General features: G+C 75.1%; 15 protein-coding genes and 2 rRNA genes (1 of these 17 only partly in view). 1 reads left to right on the top strand and 16 read right to left on the bottom strand.

All coding sequences use genetic code 11. The features are described 5' to 3' along the window. Positions 1-25: 25 nt before the first annotated feature. The 12 genes from pyrG to EV376_RS16415 form a co-directional block, all read right to left on the bottom strand. Complete coding sequence (gene pyrG / locus EV376_RS16470) at positions 26-1774, bottom strand: CTP synthase (protein ID WP_130324243.1); 1749 nt, start codon at positions 1772-1774, stop codon at positions 26-28. Positions 1775-1923: 149 nt separating this feature from the next. After that, positions 1924-4350 carry a hypothetical protein gene (locus EV376_RS16465; RefSeq protein ID WP_130324241.1) on the bottom strand — a complete coding sequence of 809 codons (2427 nt, stop codon included), beginning with the start codon at positions 4348-4350 and terminating at the stop codon, positions 1924-1926. Next, positions 4350-5516: a glycosyltransferase family 4 protein gene (locus EV376_RS16460; RefSeq protein WP_130324239.1), complete on the bottom strand. Its 1167-nt coding sequence runs from the start codon at positions 5514-5516 to the stop codon at positions 4350-4352. The genes EV376_RS16465 and EV376_RS16460 overlap by 1 nt, the downstream gene beginning before the upstream one ends. Beyond that, entirely contained in the window at positions 5513-7210 is a 1698-nt protein-coding gene (murJ, locus tag EV376_RS16455; RefSeq protein WP_130324237.1) for a lipid II flippase MurJ, read from the bottom strand. Before murJ ends, EV376_RS16460 begins: the two co-directional genes overlap by 4 nt. A gap of 1 nt (position 7211) precedes the next feature. After that, complete coding sequence (locus EV376_RS16450; protein WP_130324235.1) at positions 7212-8078, bottom strand: hypothetical protein; 867 nt, start codon at positions 8076-8078, stop codon at positions 7212-7214. Between the two features lie 49 nt (positions 8079-8127). Then, positions 8128-9069, bottom strand: a complete 942-nt coding sequence (locus EV376_RS16445) for a copper transporter (protein ID WP_130324233.1) — start codon at positions 9067-9069, stop codon at positions 8128-8130. A gap of 30 nt (positions 9070-9099) precedes the next feature. Beyond that, the gene (steA, locus tag EV376_RS16440) at positions 9100-10278 is read right to left on the bottom strand and encodes a putative cytokinetic ring protein SteA (protein WP_130324231.1); all 1179 of its coding nucleotides are present in this window, start codon (positions 10276-10278) and stop codon (positions 9100-9102) included. Between the two features lie 120 nt (positions 10279-10398). Further along, entirely contained in the window at positions 10399-12156 is a 1758-nt protein-coding gene (recN, locus tag EV376_RS16435) for a DNA repair protein RecN (RefSeq protein ID WP_130324229.1), read from the bottom strand. 67 nt (positions 12157-12223) lie between these two features. Beyond that, entirely contained in the window at positions 12224-13108 is an 885-nt protein-coding gene (locus EV376_RS16430) for an NAD kinase (RefSeq protein WP_130324227.1), read from the bottom strand. Between the two features lie 67 nt (positions 13109-13175). Next, a complete protein-coding gene (locus tag EV376_RS16425) occupies positions 13176-14033 on the bottom strand; it encodes a TlyA family RNA methyltransferase (protein ID WP_130324225.1) in 858 nt (285 codons plus the stop codon). A gap of 18 nt (positions 14034-14051) precedes the next feature. Beyond that, positions 14052-14363 carry a hypothetical protein gene (locus EV376_RS16420; protein WP_130324223.1) on the bottom strand — a complete coding sequence of 104 codons (312 nt, stop codon included), beginning with the start codon at positions 14361-14363 and terminating at the stop codon, positions 14052-14054. 28 nt (positions 14364-14391) lie between these two features. Beyond that, positions 14392-15123, bottom strand: coding sequence for a hypothetical protein (locus tag EV376_RS16415; protein WP_130324221.1), 732 nt, complete (start codon positions 15121-15123; stop codon positions 14392-14394). A 110-nt stretch (positions 15124-15233) separates the two neighbouring features. On the opposite strand from EV376_RS16415, the gene EV376_RS16410 reads away from it, so the two are divergent. Next, on the top strand, positions 15234-15572 hold the full coding sequence (locus EV376_RS16410) for an SCP2 sterol-binding domain-containing protein (protein WP_130324219.1): 339 nt from the start codon (positions 15234-15236) through the stop codon (positions 15570-15572). Positions 15573-15679: 107 nt separating this feature from the next. On the opposite strand, the gene EV376_RS16405 is transcribed toward EV376_RS16410, so the two are convergent. The 4 genes from EV376_RS16405 to EV376_RS16385 form a co-directional block, all read right to left on the bottom strand. After that, positions 15680-16699 carry an HAD-IIA family hydrolase gene (locus tag EV376_RS16405; RefSeq protein ID WP_130324217.1) on the bottom strand — a complete coding sequence of 340 codons (1020 nt, stop codon included), beginning with the start codon at positions 16697-16699 and terminating at the stop codon, positions 15680-15682. After that, the gene (locus tag EV376_RS16400; protein ID WP_130328692.1) at positions 16696-17637 is read right to left on the bottom strand and encodes a Replicase polyprotein 1ab; all 942 of its coding nucleotides are present in this window, start codon (positions 17635-17637) and stop codon (positions 16696-16698) included. The genes EV376_RS16405 and EV376_RS16400 overlap by 4 nt, the downstream gene beginning before the upstream one ends. 1920 nt (positions 17638-19557) lie before the next feature. Then, positions 19558-19674: ribosomal RNA gene (gene rrf, locus EV376_RS16390) — 5S ribosomal RNA — on the bottom strand. Positions 19675-19765: 91 nt separating this feature from the next. Continuing rightward, a 23S ribosomal RNA gene (locus tag EV376_RS16385) occupies positions 19766-20265 on the bottom strand (it continues 2609 nt past the right edge of the window).

Here is a 20265-nt window from a genome sequence, read left to right as displayed (position 1 = left end):
CGGACGGCTCGCTCGCAGAGCTCGCTCACGTGGCCGACGCCGCCTTCGCCGCCGCCGTGCCCCCGTTGCGGTCGGCCTTCTCGGCCGCCGACGCCCCGTCCAGGTCGACCGGGAGCTGGTCGGCCTCCGAGTACGCGATGGCCGCCTTCACGAACGACGCGAACAGCGGGTGCGGCCGGGTCGGCCGGCTCTTCAGCTCCGGATGCGCCTGGGTGGCCACGAAGAACGGATGCAGCTCCCGGTCCAGCTCGACGAACTCGACCAGCCGGCCGTCCGGCGAGGTGCCGGAGATGGTCAGGCCGGCCTTGGTCAGCGCGTCCCGGTAGGCGTTGTTCACCTCGTAGCGGTGCCGGTGCCGCTCGCTGACCTCCGTGCTGCCGTACGCCTCGGCGACGATGGAGCCCTCGGTGAGCGCCGCCGGGTACGCCCCGAGCCGCATGGTGCCGCCGAGGTCGCCCTTGCCGGCGACGATGTCCTCCTGGTCGGCCATCGTGGCGATGACCGGATGCGCGGCGTCCTCGTCGAACTCCAGCGAGTTCGCGCCGTCGAGCCCGGCCAGGTGCCGGGCCACGTCGATGGTCATGCACTGCAGCCCGAGACAGAGGCCGAGCAGCGGGATGCCGTTCTCGCGGGCGTACCGGGCGGTGCCGATCTTGCCCTCGATGCCGCGGACGCCGAAGCCGCCCGGGATGACGACACCGTCGACACCGGCCAGGGCGGCCGCGGCGCCGGCCGGGGTGACGCACTCGTCGCTGGGCACCCAGCGCAGCTGCACCCGGGCCCGGTGGCCGAAGCCGGCGGCGCGGATCGCCTCGCTGACCGACAGGTACGCGTCGGGCAGGTCCACGTACTTGCCGACGAGGGCGACGGTGACGGTGTGCCGGGGCTGGTGCACGCGCTCCAGCAGGTCGTCCCAGCTCGTCCAGTCCACGTCCCGGAAGGAGAGGCCGAGCCGGCGCACCACGTACGCGTCGAGGCCCTCGCGGTGCAGCACCTTGGGAATGTCGTAGATGCTCGGCGCGTCCGGTGCGGCGGTCACCGCCTCCAGGTCCACGTCGCAGTAGAGCGAGAGCTTCTGCTTGACCTTGTCCGGGATGTCGCGGTCGCAGCGCAGCACCAGCGCGTCCGGCTGGATGCCGATGCTGCGCAGCTGCGCGACCGAGTGCTGGGTGGGCTTGGTCTTCAGCTCGCCGGACGGCGCCAGGTACGGCACCAGCGAGACGTGCAGGTAGAAGCAGTTGTCCCGGCCGAGGTCGTGGCGGATCTGCCGGATCGACTCGAGGAACGGCAGCGACTCGATGTCCCCGACGGTGCCACCGACCTCGGTGATCACCACGTCGGGGACCTGACCGTCGGGGTCCGGGTCGGCCATGCCCAGGATGCGCGACTTGATCTCGTTGGTGATGTGCGGGATGACCTGGACGGTGTCCCCCAGGTACTCGCCGCGCCGCTCCTTGGCTATCACGGCCGAGTAGATCTGCCCGGTGGTGACGTTCGCCTTGCCGGACAGGTCCCGGTCGAGGAACCGCTCGTAGTGGCCGACGTCGAGGTCGGTCTCGGCGCCGTCCTCGGTGACGAAGACCTCGCCGTGCTGGAACGGGTTCATCGTCCCGGGGTCGACGTTGAGGTAGGGGTCGAGCTTCTGCATGACCACGCGCAGGCCGCGCGCGGTGAGGAGGTTGCCGAGGCTGGAGGCGGTGAGGCCCTTACCCAGCGAGGAGGCGACCCCCCCGGTGACGAAGATGTGCCTGGTCGTCCGTGCTGAAGGGGCCAAGGCCTGCTCCCGTGTCGTCCGTCGCGGTCGTGCAGACCGCCGTGTCGATCAGCAGAGTGATCACGCGATCCACGGGATTCCACGGTAACACCTCGACGGGCCCGGGCACCCGCCGCACCCGCCCACGACCGCCGGGTGTCGCCCACCGCTCAGCCGGTCGTGACCTCGCTCGATGCGCGGGCCGTCGGGATCCGCCCGGCAGCCGGGCCGCCGGCACCCGGATCGCCGGGTCCCCGTCCACCACCGGTTCGGCCGGTCCCGCCGTCGCCGCCCACGCCGGTTCGGGCACCGCCGTCGCCGCGCTCGCTCCCGCCGGCCGGGCCGGGACGGTCACCGACCGGGCCGTCGGCGCCCGCCGCCCGCGGGCCGGCCGGTCCGCCGTCCCGGTCGGGCCCGCCGCCGCCCGGGCCGCCACCCCGGCCACCGCCGTGGCCGGTCGAGCCGGAACCGCCCGCCGGACCGCCGTCGCGGGCGGCCTCCGGCCGGGTGCGGTCGGTCGAGTGGTCCAACACCCGCAGCGCGGACAGCGCCGCCATCGGCACCACCAGCGCGGCGGCGGCACCGGCGACGTCCAGCGCCGACCCGTTCAGCAGCCCGCCGATGACCGCGGCCACGGCCGTGCCGGCCATCGCCGCCCGTACCGCCGGGTAGATGCCGAACAGCCGCATCAGGCCGCCCCACGGTTGCAGCAGGGCGAACCAGACCAGCACCGCGCCGGCCAGCGCCAGCACCGTCAGCGGGCTGCCCACCAGCGTCTCCAGGTTGGCGGCGCTGGAGCGGTGGACGGTGAGGCCGCCGGTGCCGTCACCGACGGCGGCCAGGAACCGGCCGAGGCTGCCCCGCTCGGCGGGCGGTCGGCGCAGGTCGACCAGCGCGAACCCGATCGTCACCGCCAGGCCGGCCATCGTCGCCCACGCCAGGCGGCTGAGCGTCAGCCAGCCGCCGGCGCTGATCGCCGCGGCGACGCTCACCCCGGCGGTCAGGGCGATGGCCCCGATGGAGTCCGCCCCGAGGTACGGGCTGCCGACCACGACGACCGCGGCACCGCCCACCGCCACCATCACCATCGGCCGCCAGGACCGGTGCACCCGCTGGGCGAGCCAACCCGCCGTGAGCAGGGCCCCGGCCAGGAACACCCCGAGCCCCACGGTGCCCAGGCCGGCGTACCGGGTGCCCTCCAGCGCCGAGTAACCCACCACGGCGTTGAGCTGGAGACGGGCACCGGTCAGCACGTCCGCCCCGACGGTGAGCGTGGCCAGCGCAGCGACCGCGCCCAACGGGCCGAGGGAGCTCTCGTACCCGGGGAGGGAGCGCACCAGCACCGTCGCCGCGGCCACCAGCGAGACCGTGGCGGTGGCGAACCACACCCCGGCGTGCTCGCCGCGCCACCAGGGCACCAGGTCGGCCAGCAGCGCGGCGGGCACCGCGAGCGCGGCGGCGACGAGCAGCAGCTCCACCACCGCCACGACCCGGCGGGACACCGGCTGCGGGCCGTACGGGCCGGCGTGCCGGCGGGCCCGGCGGAGCAGCGGCAGCACGGCCACCCCGAGCAGCACCTGGGCGGCGGCGAGCAGGCCGAAGTACCAGCCCGCGACGCGCCGCTGGGCACCGGCCTCACGGTCGGCGTCCGCCGGGCCCGCGATCGCGGCGGCCAGGTCGGCGGGCCGGCCCCCGACGCGCTCGGCGGGCTGGCCCAGGAGCGGCCGCTCGGGCAGCGGCCGGCCCAGGGCCGTGAGCGCGGTCGGCGCGACGTCGACCAGTTGCAGGTACCCCTCCCGGGCCGTGGTCGGCGAGGTCAGCCAGCCCTGCTCCCAGCCGGGGCCGTCGGCGACGGCGACGTGCAGCCGGGACGGTTCCTCGGTGTCGGACACCCCGGCGAGGATCACCAGGGAACGGGGCGGGCGGGCGGCGAGCACCCGGGCCAGCCGGGCGTCGGCGGCGCGGGCCGCGGCGGCGCGGGCGGCCGGATCCTCCCCCGGGACGGTGCCGAGGTCGACGATGCTGAGCACGCACGAGCGGAGCAGCTCCGACGGGTCGTCCGGCAGTTCCGGCGCGTACCGGTCGACGCGGCCGAACGGCCGGGCGGCGGCCACCGCAGCACCCGGGCCGACCGCCACCGAGCAGCGCACCGACTCCGCCAGCGACCCGGGGACGGCACCCCAGGGCAGCCGCTCCTGGTTGTGCCGGACGGCGCTCTCCTGGTCGGGCAGGTTCGCGCCGATTCCGTCCGGCCGCTCGACGGCCACGTCCGTCGGGGGGCAGGTGCCGGCCGGGCGGTTGCCGGGCCACGCGGCGAAGTTGCCGGCCCCGAGGGTCAGCCAGCCGTCCACCGGGCAGGTGGGCCGGTGGGCGGAACGCACCGACAGCGAGCCGATGGACCCGTCCCGCGCCATCCGCCACAGCGTCGGCGTGGTCGCCGCGTCGACGTCCTCCCAGCGCAGCCCGGCCACCCCGACCAGGACCACGTAGTCGGCGCGCCCCTCGGTGGCGCGGCTCGCCGGGCGGGCGGCCAGCGCCACGACGCCGAGCACCACGACGAGCAGGGTCAGCAGGACGGGAGTGAGTCGGCGCAGCATCACCGGTGTCCCGTCGACGGTGCCCCGGCATCCGGTGCGGTGGGACCGGCGGCGTCCGGCGCCAGCTCGGCGTAGAGCGCGGTGAGCTGGGCGAGGGTGTCCGCGTCGGTGGGCCAGCTCGCCGCCCGGTCCGCACCCCGCCGGCCCAGGTCGGCCCGGCGTGCGGCGTCGTCGAGCAGGCCGCGCACGGCCTCGTCGACCGCGTCGACGTCACCGGGCGGCACCAGCACCGCGGCATCGCCGACCAGCTCCGGCAGGCCGCCGACCGCGGTCGCCACCAGCGGTACGCCGGCCCGCATCGCCTCCTGCGCGAACAGCTGCCGGGCCTCCCAGTCGCTGGTCACCACGGCGAGATCCGCCCCGGCGAGCAGGTCGGCCACGTCGGTGCGGTGCCCCAGCAGGGTCACCGGCGCCCGCGCGGCGGAGATCCGGGCAGCCAGTTGCAGGTACGCGGGACCGCTGCCGGCGATCACCACGACCGGTGCCGGGTTCCGCGTCCGCCACCGGGCGGCGGCGTCGACCAGCACGTCGTACCGCTTCTGCGGGTGCAGCCGGCCGACCGAGACGATCAGCGGCCGGTCGCGGTCGACGCCGAACTCGGCCCGGACCGCCTCCCGGCGCCGGCGCGGCGCGGGCAGCGCGGGCGCGGCGACCGGGGCGAGCCGGGCGTCCGGCGCGCCCAGCGCGGCGGCCCGCTCGACCAGGTCGGCGGAGGCGCCGAGGGTCACCCGGGCGCCCCGGGCGACGACCCGCTCGACCAGGCGCGACACGCTGCCGCGCAGCCCGCCGGCGAGCACCGCGTTGTGCCACGTGACGACGATTGGGACGGCCGGCCGGGCGAGGACGGCCACCAACCCGGCCCGCAGGCCGTGGGCGTGCAGGACGTCGACCGGCTCGGCGGCGAGGGCCCGGCGCAGCGCGCTCACCGCTCGGGCGTCGGCGGGAGTCGGGCTGGCCGGGATCTCCACGGCCCGGAACCGGGCACCGACGCCGGTGAAGTCGAACTGGTCCTCGGTGGCGGCGGGGCCGCAGACCAGCACGGAGGCGCCCGTGCCGGCGAGGCCGGCGGCCAGCGAGCGGACGTGCTGCCCGACACCGCCGGTGCTGGAGGCGAGCAGCAGGGCGACCGTGCCGCGCCAACCGGCCCGCGAGATCGGTTCCGTCACCGGGACACCGTCTCCTTCCCGTCGCCCCGCTCCGGGGGGACCCCGTCGTCCTGCGGCCCACCGGCCGCGGTGGCGGCCGCCCGCCGGCGGGCTCCCCCGAGGCGCCGCAGCACCCCGGCGAGCAGCGGTCGTACGTCCGGCCGGTCCAGCACCCACGCCACGGCGAGGAACACGGCGCCGACCAGGACACCGGACAGCATGCCCTGTAGGAGTGCCGCCGGTGCGCCCGGGGTGCCGTCGCCCGCGCCGGCCAGCGCGCGGGACACCGCCCAGCCGGCGAGCGCGGCGAGGGCGCCGCCGAGCAGGCCGGCCACCCCGGCGCGGGCCAGCCCGGCGAGCGCGGTGGCACCCGCCGCCCGCCGGACGGCGCCGATCAGCAGGACGCCGAGCACCAGCATCCCCACCGAGTTGGCCAGGGTGACCGCCGGGACCCGGTCGGCCACCGGGAACGCCCGCGCCAGCAGGACGGCCGCCAGCGGCACCACCAGCCAGCCGACACCGATGGCGACGGTGGCGGGGCGCGTCACGCCGTGGGCGTAGAGCGCGCGGGAAAGCACCGCGAACAGCCCGTAGCCCACCAGCCCGGGGGCGAACCCGATGATCGCGGCCGCGGTGACCTGCGGATTCAGGGGGAAGAAGTGACCGGCGGGCACCGCGGTGCCGACCAGGGCCGCCGCACCCAGGCAGCTGAGGAGCAGGACACCGCGGGTGGTACCGGCGACGGTACGCCGGTACCCGTGCTCGTCGCCGCCGGCCGCGGCGGCCGCCAGGGTGGGGTACGCGGCGATGGCCAGCGGCACCGCGAGGACCGCCCATGGCAGCAGGTAGATGGTCTGGGCCAGGTTGAACACCTGCGGCGAACCGGTCGGGCCGCCGGAAACCCGGTTCAGCATCACCAGCAGGGCGATCTGCTGGGCGGTGACCGTGGCCGCTCCGGCGATGGCGAGACCGCCGATCCGAGCCCGGGCGTCGGCGGGAAACGCGAAGCCGGGTCGTACCCGCAGCCGGAGTCGACGCAGCGGGATGAGCAGCGACAGCGACAGCACCACCACACCGAGCGTGGTACCGGCGGAGAGGATCAGCTCGCCACCGATGTCGACCTGGGCCACGCTCGCCCCGCGCCCCTCGACCGCGCCGAACGCCAGGTAGACCCCGATCACGGTGACGCTGGACAGCAGCGGTGCGATGACCGGCCAGGCGAACCTGCGGTGCGCCTGCAGCACTCCGGTCAGCACGATGCCGATTCCGTAGAGCGGGAGCTGCGGCGCGAAGACCCGCAGCATCCGAGCTGCCGCCGCCAGCTCCGCATCGGACCGCCCTTCGCTGATGAACGCGACGATCGGCCCGGCGAGGAGCGCGACCAGGACCGCCAGTGGAACGAGCAGGATGAGGGTCCAGGTGAGCAGGGCGCCGGTGGTGGCGGTCACCGCCCGCCGGTCGCCGGCGGCCACCGCCCCGGCCAGCAGGGGCACGACCAGGCTCGCCAGGGCACCACCGGCGACGATCTCGAAGATGATGTTGGGAGCGGTGTTCGCGATCACGTACATACCGCCCAGGTCGCTCTCCCGCACGACCCAGGTGAAGACGGCGGTGCGGCCGAAGCCGGCCAGCCGGGCGACGACGGTGAGGACGGCGATCAGCGCGGCCGCCCCGGCGACACGGCCGGCGCCGGCGAGGGGTGCCGGAGTCGTCACGTCAGTCGGCGCGACGGCCCAGCGCGTCCAGCTCGCGCAGCCCGGGGGTCTGCTGGATGACCTGGGTGAAACTCACCTTCTCGCTGGCCGCGGTGAGCCCGGCGAGAACGGCGAGCAGGCCGGCCCGGCCGGCGGGGCCGGTACGCGCGGCGAGCGTGACACCCAGCAGCGCGCCGAGCGCGTTGGCGCCGCTGTCGCCGAGCATCACGTCCTCGCCCAGGTCGGCCGGGAGCAGCCCGACGGCGGCACCGACCGCGCCGGCGGCGATCCCGCCCTGCGGGCCGCGCAGCAGCGGGGTGCCGAGCAGGAGCCCCGACTTCAGCGCCCGGCCGGGGCGCAGGTCGAGCAGGTTGACCAGGTTGGCGGTGCCGGCGACCACGCCCGCGCCGAGCAGCACGTCCAGGCCGCGCCCGAGCGCGCCCAGCCGCTGCCGGCGCGGATGCCGGGCGACCGCCGGGTCGGCGGCGAGCAGGGCGGCGGCGCCCAGCCCGGCGGCGCCCACGCCGACGACCTTGACCAGCCCGGCGGTGACCCGCCCCTCCCGCAGCGCGGCGAGGTGCCCGGCGAAACCCTTGGCGGCCTTCTGCTCCGGCCGCGCCCCGACCACGTCGTCGTAGAGGCCCACCGCTCCGGCGCCCAGCCCCGCGACCAGGGCCGCCCCGCCCGCCGCCGCACCGGTGGCGCCGGCGGCCCCGGAGACGGCGGCGCCGGCGGCCAGCGCCGGACCGGCCGCGAGGGTCACCGTCCGGCCGCGGAAGTTCGTCCGCTCCAGCGCCGGACCGGCCGGCGAGGTACGCACCTGGCGCAGCGCGTACCGGGCGACGGCAGCGCCGGCACCGGCGACGACGATCCGACCGAGCAGGCTCACGCGATCTCCTCTCGGTTGGCGGGACCGGACACCGGGGTGGACTCTTCGCTCACTGGGGCAGTCTAGGCAGCAGACCCGACGCGCTGTCGCCGACGCCGTAGTGTCCGGCCTTCTTCTCGGTGAGCTGCTGCACCAGGGCGAGGGAGGTGACCAGCTGCCCCTGCACGGTGTTCGCGTTGTCGACCGTGGAGATCGACCCGGCCAGCACCGCGTCGCCCCGGACGAGGGACACCAGGTTGTCGCCGTCCGAGCCGTTGCCGGCGACCACGATGCCGCCGGTCCGGTCGAACTGCTCGGCGACCTTGCCCACCGACTCGTCCTTCTTCGCCGAGTCCTTGTCCACGTACGGCTGGCCGCTGACGATCACCACCGCCTCCGCCGGCCCGGTCACCCGCTCCGCGGTGGTCAGGTAGTTCGCGTTCGTGTACGCGGCGAGCACCGCCCGCCGGTCGGCCTCGCTCACCGGCGCCGCGCCGGGCGTCCGGTCGAGCAGCACGCTGGCCAGCAGGGCGCTGGAGGTCTCCACGCCGTGCCCGTTACCGGGCAGGTTCGCCGTCGACGCGCTGGTCGGGCGTGCCGCGGTGACCGCGAGTTCCAGCAGGTCGTTGTTGTTCTCCGGGTTGATGAACTTGTCCTGCAGGTCAATGCGACCGACCACGTCCGCCCCGCCGAGCTGGAGCATCTCGACCACGCCCTCGGTGTGGTCGCGCCCGGTGGGCAGGCTCATCACCAGCACCCGCTTGCCGGAGAGTTTGCCCGGCAGGACGACCCCGGCGATCTCGGCCACGAACTCCTCCTCGCGGGCGAGCTCCTCCTCCATGTTGTTGACCGTCTGGCGCATCTGCTGGTTGGCCTTGCTCAGCGCGTTGACGTTCTCCTTCAGGGAGTCGGCCACCGGCCCGTTGAGCGCGGCGGTGCCGACCACCAGGCCGATCGCCAGCGCCAGGAAGACCGCGGTCAGGGACACCACGTGGTACCGGAAGTTGATCACACCTGCAGCCTCTTGTCGGGTGGACCGGCGTCAGAAGAGCCGTTCCAGCTGGAACACAAAATTGTTCCACCACTCGGAGACCACACCCAGGTACGCCTTGCCGACGGTGGAGACCGCCACTGCCGAGGCCATCGCGGCGATCGCGGAGAGCACCAGCAGCAGCAGGGACGACCCGGAGATGCTCTGCCGGTAGAGCCGGCTGACGCCCTTGGCGTCGACCAGCTTGCCGCCGACCTTCAGACGGGTGAGGAACGTCGACGCCATGCCGCCGCGCCCCTTGTCCAGGAACTCGACAAGCGTGGCGTGCGTGCCGACGGCGACCAGCAGCGAGGCGCCCTTCTCGTCGGCCAGCAGCATCGCCAGGTCCTCGCTGGTGGCGGCGGCGGGAAAGGTGACCGCGGGCACGCCGAGACCGTTGACCCGGGCCAGCCCCGGCGCGCGCCCGTCCGGGTAGGCGTGCACGACCACCTCGGCGCCGCAGCGCAGCACATCGTCGGTGACCGAGTCCATGTCGCCGATGATCATGTCGGGGGTGTAGCCGGCCTCGACCAGGGCGTCGGCGCCGCCGTCGACGCCGATGAGCACCGGCTTGAACTCCCGGATGTAGGGGCGCAGCACGTCCAGGTCGGCCTTGTAGTCGTAGCCGCGCACCACGATCAGGCAGTGTCGCCCCTGGATCTCGGTGCGGATGTCCGGTACGCCCACACCGTCGAGCAGCAGGTCCCGCTCCTGCTTGAGGTAGTCCATGGTGTTGGCGGCGAACGCCTCCAGCTGGACCGAGAGCCCCTCCCGGGCGTCGGCCATGGCCTTGGCCACGGTCTCCGCGTCCTGCAGGGCACCGTGGGCCACCGGCTCCTCACCGACGTAGACCGTGTTGCCCTCGATCCGGACGGTGTCCCCCTCGCGGATCTGCTCGAAGACGCTCTCCCCCAGATCGTCCAGGAGCGGGATGCCGGCCTCGATCAGCACCTCCGGGCCCAGATTGGGGTAGCGGCCGGAGACCGACGGCTTGGCGTTGAGCACGGCGGCGACACCGACAGCGACCAGCGAGTCGGCGGCGACCCGGTCCAGGTCGACGTGGTCGATGACCGCGATGTCGCCCGGGCGGAGCCGCCCGACCAGGCGTTTGGTCCGGCGGTCAAGGCGCGCGGTGCCGGCGATCCGGCCCGGCTCCGCGGGTCGGGTCCGGCGCAACGTGGGTAGACGCATCGTGACCATCCTGGCATGTGAGGCAGGCATCTCCGGCGCGACATGCCTGAGCAGGGCCGCCTGTCCAGGGAAGCACACTACGACGCGGCCCGGTGTGCCGGTGGTCACAATCGTCCCCGGCTACCCCCTTCGTTCCCGCGCCGCCACCGCCAGCAGCTCCTCGGCGTGCGCGATACCCAGATCGGAATCGGGCAAACCGGCGAGCATCCGGGCCAGCTCCCGAGCACGCTCCGTGTCCTCCACCACGCGCACCCCGCTGGTGGTGACCGCGCCGCCGGTGTCCTTCGCCACCACCAGGTGCCGGTCGGCGAACGCGGCGACCTGGGGCAGGTGGGTCACCACCAGCACCTGGTGGCTGCGGGCCAGCCGGGCCAGCCGGCGGCCGATCTCGACCGCGGCCCGGCCGCCGACCCCCGCGTCCACCTCGTCGAAGACCAGCGTCGGCGGACCGCCCGAGCCGGCGAAGACCACCTCGATGGCGAGCATCACCCGGGACAGCTCACCGCCAGAGGCGCCCCGCTGCAACGCCAGCGCCGGCGCCCCCGGGTGGGCCAGCAGGCGCAGCTCCACCTCGTCGCCGCCGTCCGGGCCCACGCCGACCTCGACACCGTTGACCGGCAGGCGCGGCTCGGTCTTGCCGGCCGGGCGGGGCAGCACCGAGACCTCGATCCGCGCGTGCGGCATCGCCAGCCCGGCCAGCTCCTCGGTGACCTGCGCGGCGAAGCGGGTCGCCGCCTCCTGCCGGGAAGTGGACACCCGGCCCGCCAGGTCGGCGACCTCACCGGCCAGCCGGGACGCCTCCCGGTCCAGCTCGTCGAGGAGATCGTCGGAGGTGTCCAGGTCGGACAGCCGCGCCCGCGCCCGCTCCGCCCAGGCGATCACCCCGTCGACGTCGTCGGCGTACTTGCGGGTCAGGGCGCGCAACGCGGCCCGGCGCTCGTAGACCACCTGCAGCCGCGCGGGGTCGGCGTCCAGACCCGCCAGGTACGCCGACAGCTCGGCGGAGACGTCCGCGACGAGCGTCGCCGCCTCCTCCAGGCGGGCCGCCAGCTCGCCCAGGGCCGGATCGGTGCCGGCCTGCCCCTCCAGCGTGCGGCGGGCGGTGCCGAGCAGGGTGGTCGCGTCCGGGGTGTCGTCGGCGGCCTCCACTCCCCCGGCCACGCACTGCTGGGCGAGCTGCGCCGCCGCGCGCAGCCCCTCGGCGTGCTCCAGCCGCTGCGCCTCCGCCTTCAGCTCGTCGTCCTCCCCCGGCTGCGGGTCGACCCGGGTGATCTCGTCCAGGCCGAGGCGCAGCAGGTCGGCCTCCTGGTTGCGCTCGCGGGCGTTGCGGCGCCGGTCGGCCAGGTCGTCCACCACCGAGCGCCAGCGCGTGTACGCCTCGCGCAGCGCGTCGAGCAGCTTCTCGTGCTCCGGGCCGGCGAACCGGTCGAGCGCGGCACGCTGCTCGGCCGGACGCAGCAGCCGCAACTGGTCGGACTGGCCGTGCACGGCGAGCACCTGCTCGCCCACCTCGGCCAGCATCGACACGGGCATGCTGCGGCCACCGAGGTGCGCCCGGGAGCGGCCCTCCACCGTCACCGTGCGGCTCAGCAGCACGGAGCCGTCCTCGTCGGGCTCGCCGCCGGCGTCGGTGATCCGGGCCTGCACGGTGTCGGCCACCTTGCCGGCCAGCCGCAACCGGCCCTCGACCACCGCCCGGCCCGGCTCGGCGCGAACCCGCCCGGCGTCGGCGCGCCCGCCGAAGAGCAGGCCGAGCCCGGTCACCACCATCGTCTTGCCCGCGCCGGTCTCGCCGGTGATGACGTTCATGCCGCCGGTCAACGGCAGCGTCGTGTCCTCGATGACGCCCAGCCCGGTGATGCGCAGCTCTTCCAGCACAGCACCCGACAGTAGACGCGAGGCCCGACACTTGACCAGCCGGCGGCCCGCGGCGTCGGCGGTGCGCTCAGCGGCGGTTGCCCCGCCAGCCGTGCACCGGCAGGTCGAACTTCGCCACCAGCCGGTCGGTGAACGGCCGCGCCCGCAGCCGCACGATCCGCACCGGCAGGCCGCCGCGCCGCACCGTCACCCGGGCCCCGGGCGGCAGGTCGTACACCCGCCGGCCGTCGCAGCACAGCACCGCGAGGGTGGTGAACGGGTCGACGGTGATGGCGAACGTGGACGTGGGCGCGGTGACCAGCGGACGACTGAACAGCGCATGCGCGCTGATCGGCACCAGCAGCAGGGCCTCCACCTCGGGCCACACCACCGGGCCGCCGCCGGAGAACGCGTACGCCGTCGAACCGGTGGGCGTGGCGCAGACGACACCGTCGCAGCCGTAGCGGGACAGCGGCCGCCCGTCGACGTCGACGAGGAGCTCGAGCATCTGCGCCCGCTCTCCCTTCTCGACGCTGATCTCGTTGAGCGCCCAGGACTCGATCGTCGGGCCGCCGTCGAACTCGGCGGTCACGTCCAGCGTGAGACGTTCGTCCACCGTGTAGTTGCGGCCCACGACGTCACGGACGGCGGTGTCCAGGTCGTCGATCTCGGCCTCGGCGAGGAAGCCGACCTTGCCCAGGTTGATGCCGAGCAGTGGCACCTTCGCCGGCCGGGCCAGCTCGGCGGCGCGCAGGAACGTGCCGTCCCCGCCGAGGGCGAAGACGATCTCCGCCCCCTCGGCGGCCTCCGGGCCGGTCACCGGCACCACCCCGGGCAGGTCGAGATCCTCGGCCTCCTCCGCGATCACCCGCACGACGAAGCCGGCCGCGATCAGGTCGGCCGCCACCGTTCGCGCGTGCTCGGTGCTGCGCCGGCGCCCGGTGTGCGTGACCAGCAGCGCGGTGCGGCTCACCGCGCCCGCCGCCCGGTCGGGGCCGCGCCCTCGGCGCGGCCGCGCCTCGCCCGACTCGCCAGCTCGCTCACCCGGCCACCTCCTCCGTCGCCGTACCCGGCAGGCCGCCCGCCGCCGGGCCGGGCGGTCCCGCGGTCACCACGGCACGCACCCGCTCCGGATCGACCGCCGGCGCTTCCCGGCGTAACCATACGAAGAACTCCACGTTGCCGCTGGGCCCGGGCAGCGGGCTGGCGCACACGTCGGCGAGGCCCAGACCGAGCTGCGCCGCCGCGGTGGCCACGTCCAGGACCGCCTCGGCCCGCAGCGCCGGGTCGCGCACCACGCCGCCGGCGCCGACCCGCTCCCGGCCCACCTCGAACTGCGGCTTCACCATCAGCGCCAGGTCGCCGTCCGGGCGGGTGCAGGCGGCGAGGGCGGGCAGCACGAGCCGCAGCGAGATGAACGACAGGTCGGCGACGGTGAGGTCGACCGGCCCGCCGACGGCCTCCGGCGTGAGCGTACGGACGTTGGTGCGCTCGAACACGCGCACCCGCTCGTCGGTGCGCAGCGGCCAGGCGAGCTGCCCGTAGCCGACGTCCACGGCGACCACCTCGGCCGCGCCGGCGCGCAGCAGCACGTCGGTGAAGCCGCCGGTGGAGGCGCCCGCGTCCAGGCAGCGCCGGCCGGCGACGGTCAGCCCGCCGGGGCCGAACGCCGCGAGGGCGCCGGCGAGCTTGTGCCCGCCCCGGGAGACGTACTCCGAGGCGGGATCCGCACCGGTGACCAGCAGCGGATCGGCGGGGTCGACCAGGGCGGCGGGCTTGCGGGCCGGTACCCCGCGCAGCTTGACGCGGCCGGCCTCGACCAGCGCGGCGGCCTGCTCACGCGAGCGGGCCAGGCCGCGGCGGACCAGTTCCGCGTCCAACCGGGTACGACGTGCCATGCGTGGTTCTCCGGCTCCTCAGGACTGGTCGATGCTGGCGAGGGTCTCCCGCAGCGTCTCGTAGGCCGCCTCGTACTGGGCGATCTGGTCCGCCGGCGGGAGTCCCGCCGCGTTGACCATCGCCTGCACGGCGGCGTCGACGGCCGGGTGCCGCGCCTCCGCCTCGTCGGCCGGGACGGCGGACGGCCCGGGCCGGTAGCCGGCGGGCGGTCCCGGACGCGGTCCCGGCTGCGGTCCACCGGGCCGCCCGTCCGGTACGCCGGGGCGGGCGGCGGACGGTGGGCCGGGGCGGGCGCCCGGCGGCGGGCCGGGGCGGGCCGGGCCGGTCACGACCGGCTCCCGGCGGGGCGCGCGGCGGTCACGCCGGCTCGCCCGGCTGCTGCTTGCGCGGCGCCTTCTTCGCCGCCCGTGGCGCGGGCGGCTCCCCGGCCGGCGCGACCTCCGTCGACCGCCGCACCGCCACCGCCTTCTTCGCCACGGCCTTCTTCGCCGCCTTCCGCGCCCCGGCGTCCCCGGCCTCCTCGGCGCTCGCCTTCCCGGCCACGGCCTTCTTGACGGCCTTCTTCGCGATCGCCTTCTTGGCCACGGCCTTCCGGGCCGGCTGGCCCGCCGCGGCGTCCGCGGTGGGTGCGGCGGTCGCCGGTGGCGCGACCGGCTCGGCTCCGCCCGGTTCGGCAGTGGCCGCCCGCTCGCCGGCGGCACCCGGCGCGACCGGGCCCGGTCCACCGACCGCGGCACCCGTCCCGGCGGCCTCGGCGGCCGGAGCGGTCCCGGCGGAGACCGGAGCGGAGCGGGCCTCCTTCAGCTGCCGCTCCAGCTCGTGCACCCGGCGGGTCAGCTCGGCCACCTCGTCGGCGGTGGCGAGGCCGACGGCGCCCAGCGCCCGGTCGACCTCGAACCGGACGAGCTTGGTCAGGGCCTCCCGGTTCGCCGTGCTGGTGGACATCAGCTCCTCGGCGAGCGCCTGCAGCTGAGCGGCCGTCGCGCCGCCGGTGCCGACCAGCCGGCGGACCGCCTCCTGGGCCCTCTTCCGGGGCGCCTCGGTCAGGCCCATGGCCAGCTCGAGGTAGGCGCGCCACGCGTCCTGCATGCCAGAAGTCCTTCCGCGAGGGGGTGTGCGTCCTCACGCTACCGGGCCCGACTGAACCGCCCGTGCGGTACGGTGCCGGGGAGTGGCGTGGCGAGCTGTCTGGAGGCGATGTGGCCAGCGTTGACGAGTGCCGGCAAGCGTTGCGGGACCTCGCCGCCCGGCTGGACCGCAACGCCGACACGGTGCGGGAACGCGTCGACCTGGACCGCACGCTCGCCTGCCGGATCACCGACCTGGAGACGGCGTTCCACGGCCGGCTGGCCGACGGTCGCCTGGTGGATCTGGCCGACGGCGACGACCCGAAGGCGAAGATCGCGATGAGCACCACCAGCGACGACCTGCTCGCCCTCGTCCGCGGCGAGCTCGACGTCACCCGCGCGGTGGCGTCCCGGCGGGTCTCCATCAAGGCGAACCCGTTCGACCTGATGAAGCTTCGCAAGCTGCTCTGAGGCCCCGCGCCAAGCTGGTCTGAGGCCGCGCCAAGCTGGTCTGAGGCCGCGCCAGGTTGTCCTGAGGTCGCGCCGCGAGCTTCGCGCCGGGGCCGCACCGCGGCGGCTCAGCCGGCGAGCAGCCCGAACGCGGCGAGCGCGTCCTCCGCCTCGGCGGATGCGGCCCGCACCGGCTGTGGGCCCGGCGCCGACCACGCCGCCGCACACAGCGCGGGCAGCGCGTCCAGCGGGCGGCCCGCCCCGGACAGCTCCAGCCGCCCCGCACGCGCCGTCGCCGACCAGCCGCCGGCCTCCGCCGGGCCGGGCACCCGCACCACCGCCGCCGGGTCGAAGAGGCCCGCCAGGTCCGCCGACACGTACGTCGGCCGGCGCTCCGGCGCGGCGGCGAGCAGTTCGGCGACGTCGCTGACGCCGGTCAGCACCAGCAGGCTGTCCAGCCCGGCCCGCACCGCGCCCTCGATGTCCGTGTCCAGCCGGTCACCGACGACGAGCGTGCGACCCGCGCCGGCCCGGCGGGCGGCGGTCGCGAACAGCTCCGGCGCCGGTTTGCCCACGACCACGTCCGGGTCCCGGCCCAGGGCGGTCCGCAGGGCGGCCACGAGGGCGCCGTTGCCGGGCAACGGGCCACGTCCGCTGGGCAGGGTGCGGTCGGTGTTGGTGGCGATCCAGGCGGCGCCGCCGCGGACGGCCACCGCCGCCTCGGCGAGGTCGGCCCAGCCGACCTGCGGCCCGTACCCCTGCACGACCGCGGCCGGCTCGTCCTCGGCTTGCGTGACCGGGGTCAGGCCCGCGGCGCGGATCTCGGCGCGCAGCGCGTCCGCCCCGACGACCAGGACCGACGTGCCGGCCGGGTACCGGTCGCGGAGCAGTTCGGCGGCGGCCGCCGCGGACGTCAGGACCTCCTCCGGACGGGCGGCGACGCCCATGCCGGTGAGCAGGTCGGCGACCTCGCTCGACCGGCGGGAGGCGTTGTTCGTGGCGTACGCGACCGCCCGCCCCTCGGCGTGCAGCCGGCCGACCGCCTCCACCGCCCCGGGAATCGGCCGGTCGATCAGGTAGATCACCCCGTCCAGGTCGAAGACGACCAGGGCGTACCCGTCGACCAGCCGCTTTCCGTCCGTCGTCATCGCCGGTCGGTGCCCGCCTCGCCGGCGTCGTCCGCCTCGTCGAGCTCGTCGGCGAGGCGCCGCGCCTCGGCGTCGGTCAGCTCCTCCTCGGCCAGGTCGTCAGCCAGGTCACCGGCGTCGGCGTCCGGCTGCTGGGAGCCGGGCGTCTCGAGGTCGGTGTCGCTGTCGTCCGCTCCGGTGGGCTCGTCGTCGTCTGCTCCGGCGTCGCGCGCGGTGGGCTGGTCGTCGTCCGCTCCGCCGTCGGTGAGATCGGCGTCCGGGCGGGCCGGCACGGCACCGGGCGAGCCGGGGCCGGGGGTGAGGTCATCGGCCTCGTCCTCGTCGTCGCCCTCGATCACCACGCCGTCGAGTTCCAGCAGCCGCTCCGCCGCGTCGGTCTCCCCCTCGGTGTCGACCTCCGCCGCGCGGGCGAACCACTCGCGGGCCTCCTCGCGCCGGCCGACCGCGAGCAGCGCGTCGGCGTACGCGTACCGCAGCCGGGCCGTCCACGGCTCAGCCGCGTCGGCGGTCAGCTCGGGCACCTGGAGCATGGCCACCGCGGCGTCCTTCTGGCCGAGGTCACCACGGGCGCCCGCGGCGACGATCAGCAGCTCGATCGCGACGGGCTGGTCCAGCTTCGAGCGGTCCGCGCCGCGGAACAGGTCGATCGCCCGCTCCGGACGGCCCAGCGCCCGCTCGCAGTCCGCGAGCACGGCCAGGTGGCTCTGCAGGCCGCTCATCCGGTGGTACGTCCGCAGCTCGGCGACCGCCGTCTGCCACTCGCCGGCGTGGTACGCGGCCAGGCCGACCGCCTCGCGAACAGCGGCGATCCGCGAGGCCAGCCGGCGGGCCGCGAGGGCGTGCGCCAGCGCCTCGGCCGGGTCCTCGTCGATCAGTTGACCGGTCGCGACCAGGTGCCGGGCGACCTTCTCCGCGACCGGCTTGGCCAGGGAGAGCAGTTCGGCCCGGACATCCTTGTCGAGGTCGGTCGCGACGATCTCATCGGGCAGTTCCGGTGCCGTCGGCCCCTCGGACTCGGCTCGGCGTTCGTCCCGGAAGCCGCCGTCGCGACGCTCGCCGCTCCGGAAGCCGTCCCGGTCACCGCGGTAGCCGCCCTCACGACGGTCACCGCCACGGAAGCCCGCCCGGTCACCCCGGTAGCCGCCCTCACGACGGTCACCGCCGGGCCGGTCGTCGCGGCGGTCGCCGCCGCGGAAGCCGTCCCGGTCACCGCGATAGCCGCCCTCGCGGCGGTCCCCACCGCGGAAGCCGCCCTCACGGTCACCCCGGTAGCCGCCCTCACGGCGCTCACCGCCGGCCCGGTCATCGCGGCGGAAGCCGCCTTCGCGACGGTCCCCACCACGGAAACCGCCCTCACGGTCACCCCGGAAACCACCCTCACGGCGCTCACCACCGGCCCGGTCGTCACGCCGGAAGCCCTCGCGACGCTCGCCACCACGGAAACCGCCCTCACGGTCACCCCGGAAACCACCCTCACGGCGCTCACCACCGGCCCGGTCATCGCGGCGGAAGCCCTCACGACGGTCCCCACCACGGAAACCGCCCTCACGGCGCTCACCACCGGCCCGGTCGTCACGCCGGAAGCCGCCTTCGCGACGGTCCCCACCACGGAAACCGCCCTCACGGTCACCCCGGAAACCACCCTCACGGCGCTCACCACCGGCCCGGTCGTCACGCCGGAAGCCGCCTTCGCGACGGTCCCCACCACGGAAACCGCCCTCACGGTCACCCCGGAAACCACCCTCACGGCGCTCACCACCGGCCCGGTCGTCGCGCCGGAAGCCGCCTTCGCGACGGTCCCCACCACGGAAACCGCCCTCACGGTCACCCCGGAAACCACCCTCACGGCGCTCACCACCGGCCCGGTCGTCACGCCGGAAGCCCTCACGACGGTCCCCACCACGGAAACCGCCCTCACGGTCACCCCGGAAACCACCCTCACGGCGCTCACCACCGGCCCGGTCGTCACGCCGGAAGCCCTCACGACGGTCCCCACCACGGAAACCGCCCTCACGGTCACCCCGGAAACCACCCTCACGGCGCTCACCACCGGCCCGGTCGTCACGCCGGAAGCCCTCACGACGGTCCCCACCACGGAAACCGCCCTCACGGTCACCCCGGAAACCACCCTCACGGCGCTCACCACCGGCCCGGTCGTCACGCCGGAAGCCCTCACGACGGTCCCCACCACGGAAACCGCCCTCACGGTCACCCCGGAAACCACCCTCACGGCGCTCACCACCGGCCCGGTCGTCACGCCGGAAGCCCTCACGACGGTCCCCACCACGGAAACCGCCCTCACGGTCACCCCGGAAACCACCCTCACGGCGCTCACCACCGGCCCGGTCGTCACGCCGGAAGCCCTCACGACGGTCCCCACCACGGAAACCGCCCTCACGGTCACCCCGGAAACCACCCTCACGGCGCTCACCACCGGCCCGGTCATCGCGCCGGAAGCCCTCGCGACGGTCCCCACCACGGAAACCGCCCTCACGGTCACCCCGGAAACCACCCTCACGGCGCTCACCACCGGCCCGGTCGTCACGCCGGAAGCCGCCTTCGCGGCGGTCGCCGCCGCGGTACCCCTCACGGTCCCGGAAGCCGCCCTGGCGCTCGCCGTCCCGGGACCCGCCGCGACGGTCGCCGTTGCGCTCGCCGCCCCGCTCGTCCCGGTACGACGGACGGTCCCCGCGACGCGGCGTGGCGCCGTCACGGCCGGCCGGCCGGTCTTCGTATCGACGGGGCCGGTCGCCGCCGTGCGGTCCTGAACTCACAGGTTCATCCTTCCTGATTGCGCCACGTGCGGCGCTACGCAGTCGAGGGCCGACCCGGATGGGGCGGCCCTCGACTGGAAAATTGTCCGGCGGTGTCCTACTCTCCCACACCCTCCCGGGTGCAGTACCATCGGCGCTGGAGGGCTTAGCTTCCGGGTTCGGAATGTTGCCGGGCGTTTCCCCTCCGCCATGACCGCCGTAACTCTATCGACATGTCAAACAACTCGACCACCTGCTGGGGTGGGTGTTGTTCGTTTGTCGGGAGTTGCACAGTGGACGCGTAGCAGCTTTGTGGGTCAAGTCCTCGGCCTATTAGTACCGGTCAACTGAACCCGTTACCGGGCTTACATTTCCGGCCTATCAACCCAGTCGTCTAGCTGGGGGCCTTACCCACCCGGAGGTGGTGGGATACCTCATCTTGAAGCGAGCTTCCCGCTTAGATGCTTTCAGCGGTTATCCCTTCCGAACGTAGCTAACCAGCCGTGCCCCTGGCGGGACAACTGGCACACCAGAGGTTCGTCCGTCCCGGTCCTCTCGTACTAGGGACAGCCCTTCTCAAGTATCCTACGCGCACGGCGGATAGGGACCGAACTGTCTCACGACGTTCTAAACCCAGCTCGCGTACCGCTTTAATGGGCGAACAGCCCAACCCTTGGGACCTGCTACAGCCCCAGGATGCGACGAGCCGACATCGAGGTGCCAAACCATCCCGTCGATATGGACTCTTGGGGAAGATCAGCCTGTTATCCCCGGGGTACCTTTTATCCGTTGAGCGACACCGCTTCCACATGC

It is taken from the genome of Micromonospora sp. CNZ295 (assembly GCF_004217535.1).
The sequence above is the reverse complement of the archived record's forward strand: the minus strand, read 5'-3'. Positions and strand labels throughout refer to the sequence as shown.

Bases quoted from the DNA above. Each gene is read 5' to 3' on its own strand.
- EV376_RS16465 (WP_130324241.1), bottom strand. From the start codon at position 4,350: ATGCTGCGCCGACTCACTCCCGTCCTGCTGACCCTGCTCGTCGTGGTG.
- steA (WP_130324231.1), bottom strand. From the start codon at position 10,278: ATGCGTCTACCCACGTTGCGCCGGACCCGACCCGCGGAGCCGGGCCGG.
- EV376_RS16425 (WP_130324225.1), bottom strand. From the start codon at position 14,033: ATGGCACGTCGTACCCGGTTGGACGCGGAACTGGTCCGCCGCGGCCTG.
- EV376_RS16415 (WP_130324221.1), bottom strand. From the start codon at position 15,123: ATGCAGGACGCGTGGCGCGCCTACCTCGAGCTGGCCATGGGCCTGACC.
- EV376_RS16405 (WP_130324217.1), bottom strand. From the start codon at position 16,699: ATGACGACGGACGGAAAGCGGCTGGTCGACGGGTACGCCCTGGTCGTC.